Below are 14,191 nucleotides of genomic sequence, written 5' to 3'. Positions count from 1 at the left end.
TCGGGGTTTGAAACGGACGCCGCCTCAGATGAGGCCGTGCTCCTTCAGGTACTCCAGTTGCGCCCGCACCGACAGCTGCGCCGCCGGCCACAGGGACCGGTCCACGTCCGCGTAGACGTGCGCCACGACCTCGGCGGCCGTGGTGTGGCCGTTCTCGACCGCCGTCTCCACCTGGGCCAGCCGGCCCGCGCGGTGCGCCAGGTAGAACTCCACGGCCCCCTGCGCGTCCTCCAGGACCGGACCGTGGCCCGGCAGGACCGTGTGGACCCCGTCGTCGACCGTCAGCGAGCGCAGCCGCCGCAGCGAGTCGAGGTAGTCCCCGAGCCGGCCGTCCGGATGCGCCACGATCGTCGTGCCGCGCCCGAGGACGGTGTCCCCCGTCAGGACCGCCCGGTCGGCGGGCAGGTGGAAGCTGAGCGAGTCCGAGGTGTGCCCCGGCGTCGGCACGACACGCAGTTCCAAACCACCCGTCGTGATGACGTCGCCCGCCGCGAGCCCCTCGTCGCCCAGCCGCAGCGCCGGATCCAGCGCCCGCACATGAGTCTTCGTCAGCTCGGCGAACCGGCCCGCGCCCTCCGCATGGTCGGGGTGGCCGTGCGTGAGCAGGGTCAGTGCGATCCGCTTGCCCAGCTCCTCGGCCGTCCGGACCACGTTCCGCAGATGGGCGTCGTCCAGCGGACCCGGGTCGATCACCACGGCGAGGTCGGAGTCCGGCTCGGACACGATCCAGGTGTTCGTGCCGTCCAGGGTCATCGCGGACGGGTTCGGCGCCAGGACGTTGACCGCGCGGGCGGTCGCGGGCCCGGAGACCACGGCGCCGCGCGGCTGGCCCGGCAGGGCAGCTGCGTCGCTCATGCGGCGCCTCCCTCCGCGCGGGACGGGATGTGCTTGGTGAACTCGTCGTGCCCCGGCCAGCTCAGGACCAGCTCCTCGCCGTCCATCCGCGCCTGTGCCAGCACCGGCGTCAGGTCCTGCTCCCGCGCCGCCCCCAGCGCCTCCGCGGCGCTGCCGAAGCGCTCCAGGCCGCGCAGCGTCGAGATGGTCGGCGGCATCATCGTCAGCTCGCCGCGGTCGTAGCCGGCCGCCGCGTCCGCCGGACGGATCCAGACCGTGCGGTCCGCCTCCGACGAGGTGTCGCGGGTCCGCTGCCCGGCCGGCAGCGCGGCCACGAAGAACCAGGTGTCGTACCGCCGCGGCTCGAACTCCGGCGTGATCCAGCGCGCCCACGCGCCCAGCAGGTCCGAGCGGAGCACCAGACCGCGCCGGTCCAGGAACTCGGCGAAGGGCAGCTCGCGGGCGATCAGGGCCTCCCGGTCCCGCTCCCAGTCCTCGCCCGTGGTGTCGCCGACGACCGTGTCCGCGGTCTCGCCGGCGAGCAGCACGCCCGCCTCCTCGTACGTCTCGCGGACCGCGGCGCAGACGATCGCCTGGGCCTCCGCCTCGCCCGTTACGCCGAGCCGCCCGGCCCACTCCTTCAGGGAGGGCCCGGCCCAGTGCACCGGCTGCTCGTCGCGCGGGTCGACGCCGCCGCCGGGATAGGCGTACGCGCCGCCCGCGAACGCCATGGAGGCGCGGCGGCGCAACATGTGGACGCTGGGCCCGCCGGCCCCGTCCCGCAGCAGCAGGACGGTCGCGGCCCGCTTCGGCACCGCGGGCTCCAGCTCGCCGGCGGCGAGGGCGCGGATGCGGTCGGGCCATTCCGGGGGGTACCACTGACCATTCGCCATGGGCGGATGGTATGCGGTGCGGAGCGGTTGTTCGAGGGCCGATCCCGGTGCGCGGCGCCCGGCCCGCCGGTACCCGTGCGCAGGCAGCCGGGTGACGAGTACGCCGTATCCCGGGCACGCGTACGGCCCCGCACGCGAGGTTTCGCGCACGGGGCCGTGACGTAAGGCAGTGGCCGTCAGCCCTGCTCGAGCTCCACCTGGATCTCGACCTCGACCGGGGCGTCCAGAGGCAGCACCGTGACGCCCACGGCGCTGCGCGCGTGCACGCCCTTGTCGCCGAGCACGGCGCCGAGCAGCTCGCTCGCGCCGTTGAGGACGGCCGGCTGGCCGGTGAAGTCGGAGGCCGAGGCGACGAAGCCGACGACCTTGACGACGCGCTTGATCCGGTCCAGATCACCCGCGACCGACTTGACCGCCGCCAGCGCGTTCAGCGCGCAGGTCCGGGCCAGGTCCTTGGCCTCCTCGGGCGTGACCTCCGCGCCGACCTTGCCGGTCACCGGAAGCTTGCCCGCCACCATCGGGAGCTGGCCCGCGGTGTACACGTACGGGCCCGACTGCACGGCCGGCTGGTACGCGGCCAGCGGCGGCACGACCTCCGGAAGGGTCAGCCCCAGTTCGGCGAGCTTCGCCTCGACGGCCCCGCTCACGGCTTCGGCCGCTTCAGGTAGGCCACGAGCTGCTCGGGGTTCGGCCCGGGGACGACCTGGACGAGCTCCCAGCCGTCCTCGCCCCAGGTGTCCAGAATCTGCTTCGTCGCGTGCACGAGGAGGGGCACGGTCGCGTATTCCCACTTGGTCATGGAGCCGACTGTAGCCGCTGCCACAGGCAGCCTCCTGCTTGGACCGCCCTGGCAGTGGTTAGGCTCGATGACGTGAGCAGGCTCCAGGTCGTCAGCGGCAAGGGCGGTACCGGTAAGACGACGGTCGCCGCCGCCCTCGCGCTCGCCCTCGCGACCGAGGGCAAGCGGACCCTCCTCGTCGAGGTCGAGGGCAGACAGGGCATCGCGCAGGTCTTCGAGACGGAGGCCCTGCCGTACGAGGAACGCAAGATCGCCGTCGCTCCGGGCGGCGGCGAGGTGTACGCGCTGGCGATCGACGCCGAGCTGGCGCTTCTGGACTACCTCCAGATGTTCTACAAACTGGGCGGCGCGGGCCGGGCGCTGAAGAAGCTCGGCGCGATCGACTTCGCGACGACCATAGCGCCGGGCGTCCGGGACGTGCTGCTGACCGGCAAGGCGTGCGAGGCGGTGCGCAGGCGCGAGAAGAGCGGCGGGTTCACCTACGACTACGTCGTCATGGACGCGCCGCCGACTGGCCGCATCACCCGCTTCCTGAACGTCAACGACGAGGTGGCCGGGCTGGCCAGGATCGGCCCGATACACAACCAGGCGCAGGCGGTGATGCGCTTCCTCAAGTCCCCGGACACGGCGGTGCATCTGGTCACGCTCCTTGAGGAGATGCCGGTCCAGGAGACCGCGGACGGCATCGCCGAGCTGCGCGAGGCCGAACTGCCCGTCGGCCAGGTCATCGTGAACATGGTGCGCCCGCACGTCCTGGACGAGGACGCGGTACGGGCCGCCGCCGGCGACCGCCGCGAGGGCATCGCGGCCGCACTGGCGGCCGCGGGCGTCGCGGGCGGCACGACCCTGGTCGAGCCGCTCCTGGAGCAGGCGGCGGAGCACGCACAGCGGGTCGCCCTGGAGCGGGAGCAGCGGACCGTCCTGGCGGGCCTGGACGTGCCGACGTACGAACTGCCCTTCCTCGGGGAGGGTGCGGACATCGCCGGGCTGTACCGGCTGGCCAAGGAACTGCGGAAGCTGGGGGTCGGCGCGTGACGGAGGGGTTTGAGGCGGCGGGAGGCACAGAAGGACCGGGGATCGGCTCCGCGCCCGTCCTCGCCCTGGACCCGATCATCGACGACCGGGGCACCCGGATCATCGTCTGCTGCGGCGCCGGCGGCGTCGGCAAGACCACCACGGCGGCGGCCCTGGGGGTCCGCGCGGCCGAACGGGGGCGGCGGGTCGTCGTGCTGACCATCGACCCGGCCAAGCGGCTGGCGCAGTCGATGGGCATCGACTCGCTCGACAACGTCCCCCGCAAGGTGGAGGGCATCAAGGGCTCCGACGGCGGCGAGCTGCACGCCATGATGCTCGACATGAAGCGCACCTTCGACGAGATCGTCGAGGCGCACGCGGACGCCGACCGGGCACGGGCGATCCTGGAGAACCCCTTCTACCAGTCCCTGTCGGCGGGTTTCGCCGGTACGCAGGAGTACATGGCGATGGAGAAGCTCGGCCAGCTGCGCGCGAAGGACGAGTGGGACCTGATCATCGTCGACACGCCGCCCTCGCGCTCGGCCCTGGACTTCCTGGACGCGCCGAAGCGGCTCGGCTCGTTCCTGGACGGCAAGTTCATCAAGCTGCTGATGGCGCCGGCGAAGGTGGGCGGCCGGGCGGGGATGAAGTTCCTCAACGTCGGCATGTCGATGATGACGGGCACGCTGGGGAAGCTGCTGGGCGGTCAGTTCCTGAAGGACGTCCAGACGTTCGTCGCCGCGATGGACACGATGTTCGGCGGCTTCCGGACGCGCGCCGACGCCACGTACAAGCTGCTGCAGGCGCCCGGTACGGCCTTCCTCGTGGTCGCCACGCCCGAGCGGGACGCGCTGCGGGAGGCGGCGTACTTCGTGGAACGGCTGGCGGCGGAGCGCATGCCGCTGGCCGGTCTGATCCTCAACCGGGTGCACGGCAGCGGGGCCGCGCGGCTGTCCGCCGAGCGGGCGCGGGCCGCCGCGGAAAATCTTGACGAGGACCGCATTGTGGATCAGGGGGCCGGGAAGACTGACGGGCGTGGCCCTGATGCCCCCGGGGCCGCCTCTCCCGAACCGTCCGCGTCTGCCGCCATGTCCACCGCGTCCTCAACGGGCCCCACTGTCGAGGAGTTGACCGCGGGTCTGCTCCGGCTGCATGCCGAGCAAATGCAGGTGATCGCGCGTGAACAGCGCACGCGGGATCGCTTCACCGCGCTGCACCCCGAGGTTGCGGTGACCGAAGTGGCCGCGCTTCCCGGTGACGTGCACGATCTCGCCGGCCTCCGGGCCGTGGGAGATCGCCTCACGGCCGGACCGCTGTCCGGCCGTACGACGGGGGCCTGACCGGCCCACCGCGGCGTACCAGTGCCTGGCAGGGGGCCCAGCGGGGCCTAGCCCACCGCGGCGTACGCCTCGTACGTCTCGTCGTCGTTCATGGCGACCGGCAGCAGGCCCGCGCCGCGCTCGTACTCGGTCCGCGCGGTCTCCAGGAGCCGGCGCCACGAGGTGACGGTCGGCCGACGGCGCAGCAGCGCACGCCGCTCGCGCTCCGTCATCCCGCCCCACACGCCGAACTCGACGCGGTTGTCCAGCGCGTCGGCCAGGCACTCGGTCCGCACCGGGCAGCCGGTGCACACCGCCTTGGCCCTGTTCTGCGCCGCACCCTGCACGAAAAGTTCATCCGGATCGGTAGTGCGGCAGGCCGCCTGCGCACTCCAGTCAGCTACCCAGCCCATACCGGCGCCGTCCTCTCCCGAATCGAGGCTCCCCCACGGCGGCAGCGGCATATTCACCGCTGCCAGTTGAGGACGTTACGGAAGGCACGCACAGCGCAACACCCCCTTCGGGCCCAATCTTGAATGGTCCGAACGGACTATGCGTACGCGGCAGATCACCCAGGGGAGTGACCGCAGGACATAAAAGACTTCCCGCTTGAATTCCGGGCATAAAGCCCGGCCAGGAAAGGGCGATCCATGACACAAGCAGCGGAATCGGGCACGCCGACCCGCGTTTCGGGATACGGGTCGGCGCTGATAGCGGTGTCGCCACCGGGGTCTTGATGCAGAACCACACAGCTGTGACAGTTGAGAGCAGCTTAGGCCAAGGCATATACGCGTGTCCGGCGAATGAGAACGTAGGCTGCCCTCATGGCAAAGAAGCGCTCGGGCGGTGGTCTGACCGGGACCCAGCAGGCCGCCAAGTTCCTCGGTGTCAGTGTGCTCGCGGGAGCGGTGCTGGCGGGAATCGCCCTGCCCGCGGCCGGCGCGCTGGGGCTCGCGGCCAAGGGAACGGTCGAGGGGTTCGACGAGATCCCGGCGAATCTGAAGACGCCGCCGCTCAGTCAGCGCACCACCATTCTCGACGCGCAGGGCGGCAAGATCGCCACGGTCTACTCGCGTGACCGCACGGTCGTCCCGCTGGAGAAGATCTCGCCGTTCATGCAGAAGGCGATCATCTCGATCGAGGACTCGCGCTTCTACGAGCACGGCGCGATCGACCTCAAGGGCGTGCTGCGCGCGATCAACCGCAACGCCCAGTCCGGCGGCGTCGCCCAGGGCGCCTCCACGCTGACCCAGCAGTACGTGAAGAACGTCTTCGTCGAGGAGGCCGGCGACGACCCCGACAAGGTCGCACAGGCCACCCAGCAGACCATCGGCCGCAAGGTCCGCGAGCTCAAGTACGCGATCCAGGTCGAGGAAGAGCTGGGCAAGAAGAAGATCCTGGAGAACTACCTCAACATCACGTTCTTCGGGCAGCAGGCGTACGGCATCGAATCGGCCTCGCAGCGGTACTTCTCCAAGCACGCCTCCGAGCTGACCGTCGAAGAGGCGGCAATGCTCGCCGGCATCGTCCAGTCGCCGAGCCGCTACGACCCCGTGAACGACGCGCAGGAGGCGACCAAGCGCCGCAACGTCGTCCTGCAGCGCATGGCCGACCTGAAGCACATCACCCAGGCGGAGGCGGACCGCGCGAAGGCCAGCCCGCTGAAGCTGAAGGTGTCCAAGCCGAAGAACGGCTGCATCACCGCCGTCAGCGGCGCCGGCTTCTTCTGCGACTACGTCAAGCAGGTCTTCCTCTCCGACCCGGTCTTCGGCAAGACCCGCGAGGAGCGCGCCAAGATCTGGAACCAGGGCGGCCTGACCGTCCGGACCACCCTGGACCCGCAGGCCCAGGAGGCGGCCCAGCAGTCGCTGAAGGACCACGTGAACCAGGACGACAAGGTCGCCGCCGCGGTGACCATGGTCGAGCCGGGCACCGGCAAGGTCCTGGCGATGGGCCAGTCGAAGCCGTACGGCTTCGGCGAGCACGAGACCACGATCAACTACTCGGTCAACAAGAAGCAGGGCGGCTCGAACTTCGGCTTCCCGGTCGGTTCGACCTTCAAGCCGTTCCTCGCCGCCGCCGCCCTGGAGCAGGGCCGGCCGCCGACGCAGGTGTACTCGGCGCCGTACGAGATGCCGTACCCGGCGTCCATCCCGACCTGCTCCGGCAACCCGTGGGTGAACGACGGCGGCTACCGGCTGGAGAACGAGAACGAGTCCGAGGTCGGCCCGTACGCGCTGAAGGAGGCGATGGCCAAGTCGGTCAACACCTACTTCGTGCAGATGATCCAGGACATCGGCCTCTGCCCCGTCGTCGACGTGACCGACAAGATGGGCGTGGTGCAGGGCAACGGCAAGAAGCTGCCGGTCTCCCCCTCCGCGCTGACCCTGGGCTCCACCGGTATCTCGCCGCTGACGATGGCCACGGCCTACGCGGCCTTCGCCAACCGCGGCACGTACTGCACGCCGACCGCGATCGAGTCGATCAAGACGGCGGACGGCAGGAAGCTCGACGTGCCGCAGTCCAGCTGCAGCAAGGCGATGACCGAGCGCACCGCCGACACGATCAACTCGCTGCTGCGCGGTGTGGTCGACTCCGGTACGGGCCAGCAGGCCGGTCTGACCGGCCGTGACAACGCGGGCAAGACCGGTACGACGGACGAGCGGAAGAACGCCTGGTTCGTCGGCTACACGCCGAACCTGTCGGGCGCGGTCTGGGTCGGCAGCGCCAGCCAGCAGGTCTCCATGGAGAACATCACCATCGGCGGCGTCTACCACGCCAAGGTCTTCGGCGGTCAGGTCCCGGGCCCGATCTGGAAGGACGCGATGACGGGCGCGCTGGACGGCAAGCCGGCCGGCCAGTTCGTACGCGTCGACATCCCGGACGCACAGCCGAAGGACCCGAAGGACCGGGACCGCGGCCGCGACCGGGACCGGCGCGGCGACGACAAGCCCGACGACGACGGCAACATCTTCCCGGACATCCAGCTTCCGCCGGACCTGATCGGCGGCCAGCGCGGCGGCCAGGGCAACGGCGGCCGCGGGCGCTGACGCGGCGGGCCGGAGGACGACGGATGGGGCGCTCCCTTTATGGGGGGGCGCCCCATCTGCGTACGGTCTCGGGATGTGCGGCCGGGTCAGCTGTGGGCCGGTTGGGCTGTGGGCGGCGGTCGTCGGCTGCCGGCGTCGGCCGTCAGCCGGTCGGCTGTGGGGGCTGTGGGCCGTGGGCCGTGGGCCGCGGGTCAGCCGGCGAGGAGCTTCTTCACGGTGGCGGCCACGCGGCCGCCCTCGGCGCGCCCGGCGACCTTCGGGTTCACCAGCTTCATGACGGCGCCCATCGCGCGCGGGCCCTCGGCCCCGCCCTCGCGGGCCTCGGCCACCGCCTCGGCGACGATCTGCTCCAGCTCCGCGTCGCTCAGCTGCTGCGGCAGGTACGCGTCGAGGACACCGCCCTCCGCCTTCTCACGCTCCGCCTGCTCGGCGCGGCCGCCCTGCTCGAAGGCCTCGGCCGCCTCCCGGCGCTTCTTGGCCTCCTTCGCGATGACCTTCTGCACCTCGTCGTCGGAGAGCTCGCGCTTCTCCTTGCCCGCGACCTCCTCCTTCTGGACGGCGGCCAGGGTCAGCCTGAGCGTGGACGAACGCAGCTCGTCACGCTCCTTGATGGCGGCGTTGAGGTCTGCCTGCAGCTTGGACTTGAGCGTGGTCATGGCTACTTCTTAGCCCTTTTCTCAGGACCCGGTCAAAGACCTTTCGGCTCCGCCGGCGCCCGGCGAGGGCCGGCGGATGCGCGAATGACGTCCTCGGCGACGCCGGGCGGGCCCTGTGCCGTTCACCGGTCCCCCGCGGTCTGCGACGATGGGACGCATGCGCGCACGCTACGGAATTCCCCTGAAAATCACGGCCGGTGTGGCGGCGACGGCCGCCGCGGGCCTGATCTACTCGGCCGGCTTCGAGGCCCGTTCGTTCCGGCTGCGCCGGATCACCGTGCCCGTGCTGCCGCGCGGGATGCGGGACCTGCGGGTGCTGCAGGTGTCGGACGTCCACATGGTGTGCGGGCAGCGCAAGAAGCAGCGGTGGCTGCAGTCGCTCGCGGGCCTGCGGCCCGACTTCGTCGTGAACACCGGGGACAACCTCTCCGACACGGAGGCGGTGCCGGAGCTGCTCGACGCGCTCGGCCCGCTGATGGAGTTCCCGGGCGTGTACGTCTTCGGCTCCAACGACTACTACGGGCCGCGGCTGCGCAACCCCGCCCGGTACCTGATGGAGAAGGCCCAGGGCCGGCACGGCCTGAACGGCAACGCTCCGGTCGTCGGCGCCGTGCACAACCCGTGGGAGGGCATGCGCGACGCGTTCGACGAGGCGGGCTGGCTGAACCTCACGAACACCCGCGGCCGGCTGAAGCTCAACGGCGTCGAGCTCGCCTTCACCGGTCTGGACGACCCGCACATCAAGCGGGACCGGTACGAGCGGGTGGCCGGCGGCCCCGACGACTCGGCCGACTTCTCCATGGGCGTGGTGCACGCCCCGTACCTGCGCAGCCTGGACGCGTTCACGGCGGACGGGTACCCGCTGATCCTGGCCGGGCACACGCACGGCGGCCAGCTGTGCATCCCCTTCTACGGGGCGCTCGTGACCAACTGCGACCTGGACACGGACCGGGTGAAGGGCCTGTCGACGCACACCGTCGGGAACCGGACCTCGTACCTCCACGTCTCGGCGGGCTGCGGCACGAACCGGTTCACGCCGGTGCGCTTCGCCTGCCCGCCGGAGGCGACGCTGCTCACCCTCACCGCGCGGAGCTGAGGGGCCCGTACGGCACCGGGCCCGTACGTCCCCGTGCCGGGCTACGCCGGCGTCCTCACCAACGCCCTGGTCCTGGGCGCCGCCTTCTGGCCCTGGGCCTGGCCCTCGTCGCCCTGGACCGCGTCCGACCTGCCCGGAGGCCCGTCGAAAACCGGATTTCGTCCTGACGCGCGCGTGGGCTAAAGTAATCGATGTCGCCGCGACGAGCAGATCAGAGCAGCGACATCGGGGTGTAGCGCAGCTTGGCAGCGCGCTTCGTTCGGGACGAAGAGGTCGTGGGTTCAAATCCCGCCACCCCGACAGCCGAAACACCAGGTGAGGCACCTAGGAACGTTCCTAGGTGCCTCACCTGTTTTCGCTTGCGTGTCCACGGCCGGGGCGGGGCCGTTCAGCCGTGGGTCGGGCCGGTGAGGCCTTGGCGGCGACCGCGGAGGGCCTCCAGGAGTGCTCCCAGGGCAAGGGAGTGGATCAAGGCGCTGATGACGAACACGACAGCCAAGATCCAGACGGGTGCGTCCAGGCCCCAGACAGCCTCGACGCCCGCTGCTCCCAGCAGGGAGGTGGGGGCGGTGAGAAGGAACGGCCATATCCCGACGATTCCCGGGTCCCCGAACAGCGCGGCCGCCACCTCGAACACGACGGCCGCACCGACGAGTCCCAGGTAGGCAGCGGAAGCGGCATTGGCAAAGGTCAGACGGAGCAAGGTGCGAGCGTTCATCGATACCCCCGGAGATGTGGTGCTCCCCATGCTCCTGGCCAGCCATGACGCCGGCGTGAGTATCCGTACTCAATTCGACTCGGCTCGACCCCATGGGGCGTGAACGACCGCTCCTGAGCGTGCAGTTGTGCCAGATGTCGAGCACCCACTCGGTGCCCTGCCCGTGGAGCCTCCCGTGACGCAACCGCCGGGCGGTGAGCGCTGCCGTCAGGACTGGATGTGTTTGGCTTCGAAGCGGCCGGGGCCGAGGACGAGGACGAAAGAGACCTGCTGCCCCTCGGAGAGGGTGCGGGGGTCGGATTCGATGTCGTCGGCGGTGAAGAAGACCGGCTCCTGCGAGCCGACGGGGAGTACGAAGCCGTAGCCGTGACGGCGGTCGAACGACTTCACGAAACCGATGCTTCTGTCTTCCATGGCGGCCTCCTCCCTCTATCTGTACCCCGTGCGCCGGAGGGCGGTCAGGGCCGTACGGACGGTGCGGTGGAGTTCGGCGAGGGGCGCGCCGGCGCGGGAGCGGAGGTTCACGCCGTACGCGAGGAGGCCCAGGACCTCCGCGGCCGCGCGAGGGTCCGCGGCGGGGGCCGGGGCCAGGTCGCCCAGGCGGTTCGCCGTGCGGAGGGCCTGTTCCAGGGCCTCGGTCAGGCTGCGGTACTGGCCGTCGGTGACCGCGGCCACCTCTGGGTCGCCGGTCTCGCCCGCCGCGACCGCGTTGGTGAGCATGCAGCCCCAGCCGGCGTAGTCGCCGGTGCAGCGCAGCTCGACGAGGGCGTCGAAGAACTCCTCCACGGCGGGCAGACCGCGCTCGTCCTCGGCGAGGGGGCGGAACGCCGCCTCGGCGCGCTGCTCGGCGTAGCGGCGCAGGGCGGACAGGTAGAGCTGCTGCTTGCCGCCGAAGGTGGCGTAGAGGCTGGAGCGGTTGAGGCCGGTGGCGGTGACGACGTCCTGGATGCCCGTCGCGGCGGCCCCGCGCCGCCAGAACAGGCGCATGGCCGTCTCCAGCGCCGCGTCAGGGTCGAAGTGCTTGATGTCCGGCATGGTCCACCTGCGGAAACGGTCAAGTTGGAATGAGGGTTTCAAGATTATGCCGTCGAGAGGTGGTGCGGCGACCTTCCCGCGTCTATCTTGAAACGGTCGTTTCAAGATTGGGGAGGGAACGTCCTATGGATCTCGACGCTCAGTTGCGTGCGGTGTTCGATCTGCGTCACACCCGTATCGCCGCCGACGATCTGGCCGTCATGGAGCGGGCTGCCGAGCAGCTCGCGCGGTCGGGGCTCGCCGAGGGGGCGCTCGCGGTGGGGGCCACCGCCCCGGGCTTCACGCTGCCGTCCGCGAGCGGATCCGCCGTCTCGCTCGACGCGCTGCTGGCCGAGGGGCCCGTGGTGCTGACCTTCTATCGCGGCGCCTGGTGCCCGTTCTGCAACCTCGCGCTGCGCGCGCTGCAGGAACGGCTCGGTGAGATCACCGCGCGCGGGGCGCGGCTGGTGGCCGTCTCGCCGCAGGTGCCGGACGAGTCGCTGTCCCTCAGCGAGAAGCACGGCCTGGCGTTCGACGTGCTCAGCGACCTCGGCTCCGGCGTCGCGAAGCAGTACGGGCTCGCCTTCGACCTGCCGGAGGAGCTGGCCGAGGTGTACGGGCGGCTCGGCTTCGATCTCCAGCGGGTCAACGGCGGCCACGCGCGGACGCTCCCGCTGCCGGCGACGTACGTCATCGACCGCGACGGCACGATCCGCTGGGCGTTCGTGAACAGCGACTACGTGCGGCGGGCGGAGCCGGACGACATCCTCGCCGCGCTGGATTCCCTGGATGCCCTGGATGCTCTACGCCGCGAGTGACTCCCGGAGTTATCCACAGATTTCTTTCGGGGAGATCGACGGGGCTCGGCGCGGAGCATCATGAACTCATGACCGAGAGCAACCAGAACCCCACCGCCGTACCCGTCTGGGAGCAGCGCTTCCGCGCGCCGCGGGTGTCCCTGCCCGAATGGGCCGAGGAGGCCCCGGAGCGATCGCTGTTCGTGTCGAACGCGACGGGGACGTACGAACTGTACGCGTGGGACCGGGCCACCGGCATACAGCGACAGGTGACGGACCGGCCCAACGGCACCACGGACGGCGCGCTGCCGCCGGACGGGCGCTGGATCTGGTGGTTCGCGGACACGGACGGCGACGAGTTCGGAGTGTGGATGCGCCAGCCCTTCGAGGGCGGCGCGGACGAGCCGGCCGTTCCCGGGCTCGGGCCGTCCTATCCGGCGGGGCTGGCGCTGGGCCGGGACGGCACGGTGGTCGTGGGGCGGTCGACGGACGAGGACGGCTCGACGGTGCACGTGGTGCGCCCGGGACGCCCGGAGCCGGTGGAGATCTACCGGCACCGGGAGTCCGCCGGGGTCGGCGACCTCTCGTACGACGCCTCGCTGATCGCGATCGAGCACACCGAGCACGGCGACTCGATGCACGCCTCGCTGCGGGTGGTCCGCGCCGAGGACGGTTCGACCGTGGCGGAGCTGGACGACAGCAAGGGCGGCACGCAGGAGCTGGGCCTGTCCGTGTGGGGCTTCGCCCCGGTCGCCGGTGACACGCGGCTGCTCGTGGGGCACCAGCGGCGCGGCCGGTGGGAGCCGCTGCTGTGGGACGTGGCGACGGGCGAGGAGACCGATCTCGCCCTGGAGCTGCCGGGTGACGTCTCCGCGGAGTGGTACCCGGACGGTTCCGGGCTGCTGGTGGCGCACGATCACGAGGCACGCAGCGACCTGTGGCGGTACGAGATCGGCACCGGCGCCCTGGTGAAGGTCGACACGCCCGTGGGCTCGGTGTCGGGCGCGACGGCCCGGCCCGACGGTTCGGTGGAGTACCTGTGGTCGTCGGCGGCGCGGCCGGCGGTGCTGCGGTCGACGGCCGGGGGCGTGGTGCTCGAGCCTCCGGGGCCGAAGGCCCCTGGCTCGGTGCCGGTGGAGGACGTGTGGGTCGAGGGGCCCGGCGGGCGGATCCACGCCCTGGTGCAGCGGCCCGAGGCCGGCGAGGGCCCGTACCCGACGGTCTTCGAGGTGCACGGCGGACCGGCCTGGCACGACAGCGACTCCTTCGCGGCCGGCCCGGCGGCCTGGGTGGACCACGGTTTCGCGGTGGTGCGGGTCAACTACCGCGGGTCGACGGGCTACGGGCGGGAGTGGACGGACGCGCTCAAGCACCGGGTCGGGCTGATCGAGCTGGAGGACATAGCGGCCGTACGGGCCTGGGCAGTGGACTCCGGGCTCGCCGACCCCCAGCGGCTGGTGCTCTCGGGCGGTTCCTGGGGCGGCTACCTGACGCTGCTGGGCCTGGGGACGCAGCCGGACGACTGGTCGCTGGGGCTCGCCGCGGTGCCCGTCGCCGACTACGTGACGGCGTACCACGACGAGATGGAGGCCCTGAAGGCGCTGGACCGCACGCTGTTGGGCGGTTCGCCGGAGGAGGTGCCCGAGCGGTACGAGGCGTCCTCGCCGCTGACGTACGTGGACGCGGTGAAGGCACCGGTGCACATCTCGGCCGGGGTCAACGACCCGCGCTGCCCGATCCGGCAGGTGGAGAACTACGTGGACCGGCTTGCCGCCCGGGGCGCGGTGCACGAGGTGTACCGGTACGACGCGGGGCACGGCTCGCTGGTGGTGGAGGAGCGGATCAAGCAGGTGCGCCTGGACCTGGACTTCGTACGCAGACACCTCGGGGTCCCGTCGGAGGTCCAGGGCGGGAACGCGGCGGGGGCCGCGGCAGACGCTCCCGCGGACGGCGCTCCGGCGGGGACCCCGGCGGAGGGGAGGTGAGGGCGCTGCGTACCGT

The 14,191-nt window shown here is 71.3% G+C and carries 15 protein-coding genes and 1 tRNA gene; 7 read left to right on the top strand and 9 right to left on the bottom strand.

Annotated elements, in window-relative coordinates:
- Positions 1–24: 24 nt before the first annotated feature.
- The 4 genes from ACNJ93_RS17330 to ACNJ93_RS17315 form a co-directional block, all read right to left on the bottom strand.
- Entirely contained in the window at positions 25–855 is an 831-nt protein-coding gene (locus tag ACNJ93_RS17330) for an MBL fold metallo-hydrolase (protein ID WP_418958306.1), read from the bottom strand.
- The gene (locus ACNJ93_RS17325) at positions 852–1,727 is read right to left on the bottom strand and encodes an NUDIX hydrolase (RefSeq protein ID WP_418958305.1); all 876 of its coding nucleotides are present in this window, start codon (positions 1,725–1,727) and stop codon (positions 852–854) included. The genes ACNJ93_RS17330 and ACNJ93_RS17325 overlap by 4 nt, the downstream gene beginning before the upstream one ends.
- A gap of 176 nt (positions 1,728–1,903) precedes the next feature.
- Positions 1,904–2,374, bottom strand: a complete 471-nt coding sequence (locus ACNJ93_RS17320; protein WP_418958304.1) for a RidA family protein — start codon at positions 2,372–2,374, stop codon at positions 1,904–1,906.
- Positions 2,371–2,526 carry a hypothetical protein gene (locus ACNJ93_RS17315; protein WP_393645251.1) on the bottom strand — a complete coding sequence of 52 codons (156 nt, stop codon included), beginning with the start codon at positions 2,524–2,526 and terminating at the stop codon, positions 2,371–2,373. The genes ACNJ93_RS17320 and ACNJ93_RS17315 overlap by 4 nt, the downstream gene beginning before the upstream one ends.
- 72 nt (positions 2,527–2,598) lie before the next feature.
- Between ACNJ93_RS17315 and ACNJ93_RS17310 the strand changes: the two genes are divergently transcribed.
- Together ACNJ93_RS17310 and ACNJ93_RS17305 are read left to right on the top strand one after the other, a co-directional pair.
- The gene (locus ACNJ93_RS17310; protein WP_418958303.1) at positions 2,599–3,561 is read left to right on the top strand and encodes an ArsA family ATPase; all 963 of its coding nucleotides are present in this window, start codon (positions 2,599–2,601) and stop codon (positions 3,559–3,561) included.
- Positions 3,562–3,602: 41 nt separating this feature from the next.
- Entirely contained in the window at positions 3,603–4,880 is a 1,278-nt protein-coding gene (locus ACNJ93_RS17305; protein ID WP_418961440.1) for an ArsA family ATPase, read from the top strand.
- 47 nt (positions 4,881–4,927) lie between these two features.
- Here the strand turns inward: ACNJ93_RS17305 and ACNJ93_RS17300 are convergent, their stop codons facing one another.
- Entirely contained in the window at positions 4,928–5,272 is a 345-nt protein-coding gene (locus ACNJ93_RS17300) for a WhiB family transcriptional regulator (protein ID WP_331910866.1), read from the bottom strand.
- Positions 5,273–5,683: 411 nt separating this feature from the next.
- Here ACNJ93_RS17300 and ACNJ93_RS17295 point away from each other — a divergent pair, with 411 nt between their 5' ends.
- Positions 5,684–7,909 (top strand): transglycosylase domain-containing protein, encoded by a 2,226-nt coding sequence (locus ACNJ93_RS17295; RefSeq protein WP_418958302.1) that lies wholly within the window; start codon positions 5,684–5,686, stop codon positions 7,907–7,909.
- 191 nt (positions 7,910–8,100) lie between these two features.
- Here the strand turns inward: ACNJ93_RS17295 and ACNJ93_RS17290 are convergent, their stop codons facing one another.
- Positions 8,101–8,565 (bottom strand): GatB/YqeY domain-containing protein, encoded by a 465-nt coding sequence (locus tag ACNJ93_RS17290; protein ID WP_418958301.1) that lies wholly within the window; start codon positions 8,563–8,565, stop codon positions 8,101–8,103.
- A 157-nt stretch (positions 8,566–8,722) separates the two neighbouring features.
- Between ACNJ93_RS17290 and ACNJ93_RS17285 the strand changes: the two genes are divergently transcribed.
- Together ACNJ93_RS17285 and ACNJ93_RS17280 are read left to right on the top strand one after the other, a co-directional pair.
- On the top strand, positions 8,723–9,661 hold the full coding sequence (locus ACNJ93_RS17285) for a metallophosphoesterase (RefSeq protein ID WP_418958300.1): 939 nt from the start codon (positions 8,723–8,725) through the stop codon (positions 9,659–9,661).
- Positions 9,662–9,887: 226 nt separating this feature from the next.
- A tRNA-Pro gene (locus ACNJ93_RS17280) sits at positions 9,888–9,961 on the top strand.
- Positions 9,962–10,049: 88 nt separating this feature from the next.
- Here the strand turns inward: ACNJ93_RS17280 and ACNJ93_RS17275 are convergent.
- From ACNJ93_RS17275 to ACNJ93_RS17265, 3 genes are all read right to left on the bottom strand, one after another.
- A complete protein-coding gene (locus ACNJ93_RS17275; protein WP_418958299.1) occupies positions 10,050–10,379 on the bottom strand; it encodes an SCO4225 family membrane protein in 330 nt (109 codons plus the stop codon).
- A gap of 207 nt (positions 10,380–10,586) precedes the next feature.
- Positions 10,587–10,793, bottom strand: a complete 207-nt coding sequence (locus ACNJ93_RS17270) for a cold-shock protein (RefSeq protein WP_418958298.1) — start codon at positions 10,791–10,793, stop codon at positions 10,587–10,589.
- A 15-nt stretch (positions 10,794–10,808) separates the two neighbouring features.
- The gene (locus tag ACNJ93_RS17265; RefSeq protein WP_418958297.1) at positions 10,809–11,414 is read right to left on the bottom strand and encodes a TetR/AcrR family transcriptional regulator; all 606 of its coding nucleotides are present in this window, start codon (positions 11,412–11,414) and stop codon (positions 10,809–10,811) included.
- 125 nt (positions 11,415–11,539) lie between these two features.
- On the opposite strand from ACNJ93_RS17265, the gene ACNJ93_RS17260 reads away from it, so the two are divergent.
- Together ACNJ93_RS17260 and ACNJ93_RS17255 are read left to right on the top strand one after the other, a co-directional pair.
- Positions 11,540–12,211: a peroxiredoxin-like family protein gene (locus tag ACNJ93_RS17260; RefSeq protein ID WP_418958296.1), complete on the top strand. Its 672-nt coding sequence runs from the start codon at positions 11,540–11,542 to the stop codon at positions 12,209–12,211.
- Positions 12,212–12,279: 68 nt separating this feature from the next.
- Positions 12,280–14,175, top strand: coding sequence for a prolyl oligopeptidase family serine peptidase (locus tag ACNJ93_RS17255; protein WP_418958295.1), 1,896 nt, complete (start codon positions 12,280–12,282; stop codon positions 14,173–14,175).
- Positions 14,176–14,191: the final 16 nt, after the last annotated feature.

Origin of the sequence: Streptomyces tritici, from assembly GCF_048500665.1 — a bacterium.
Taxonomy (GTDB): Bacteria; Actinomycetota; Actinomycetes; order Streptomycetales; family Streptomycetaceae; genus Streptomyces; species Streptomyces tritici.
The sequence above is the reverse complement of the archived record's forward strand: the minus strand, read 5'-3'. Positions and strand labels throughout refer to the sequence as shown.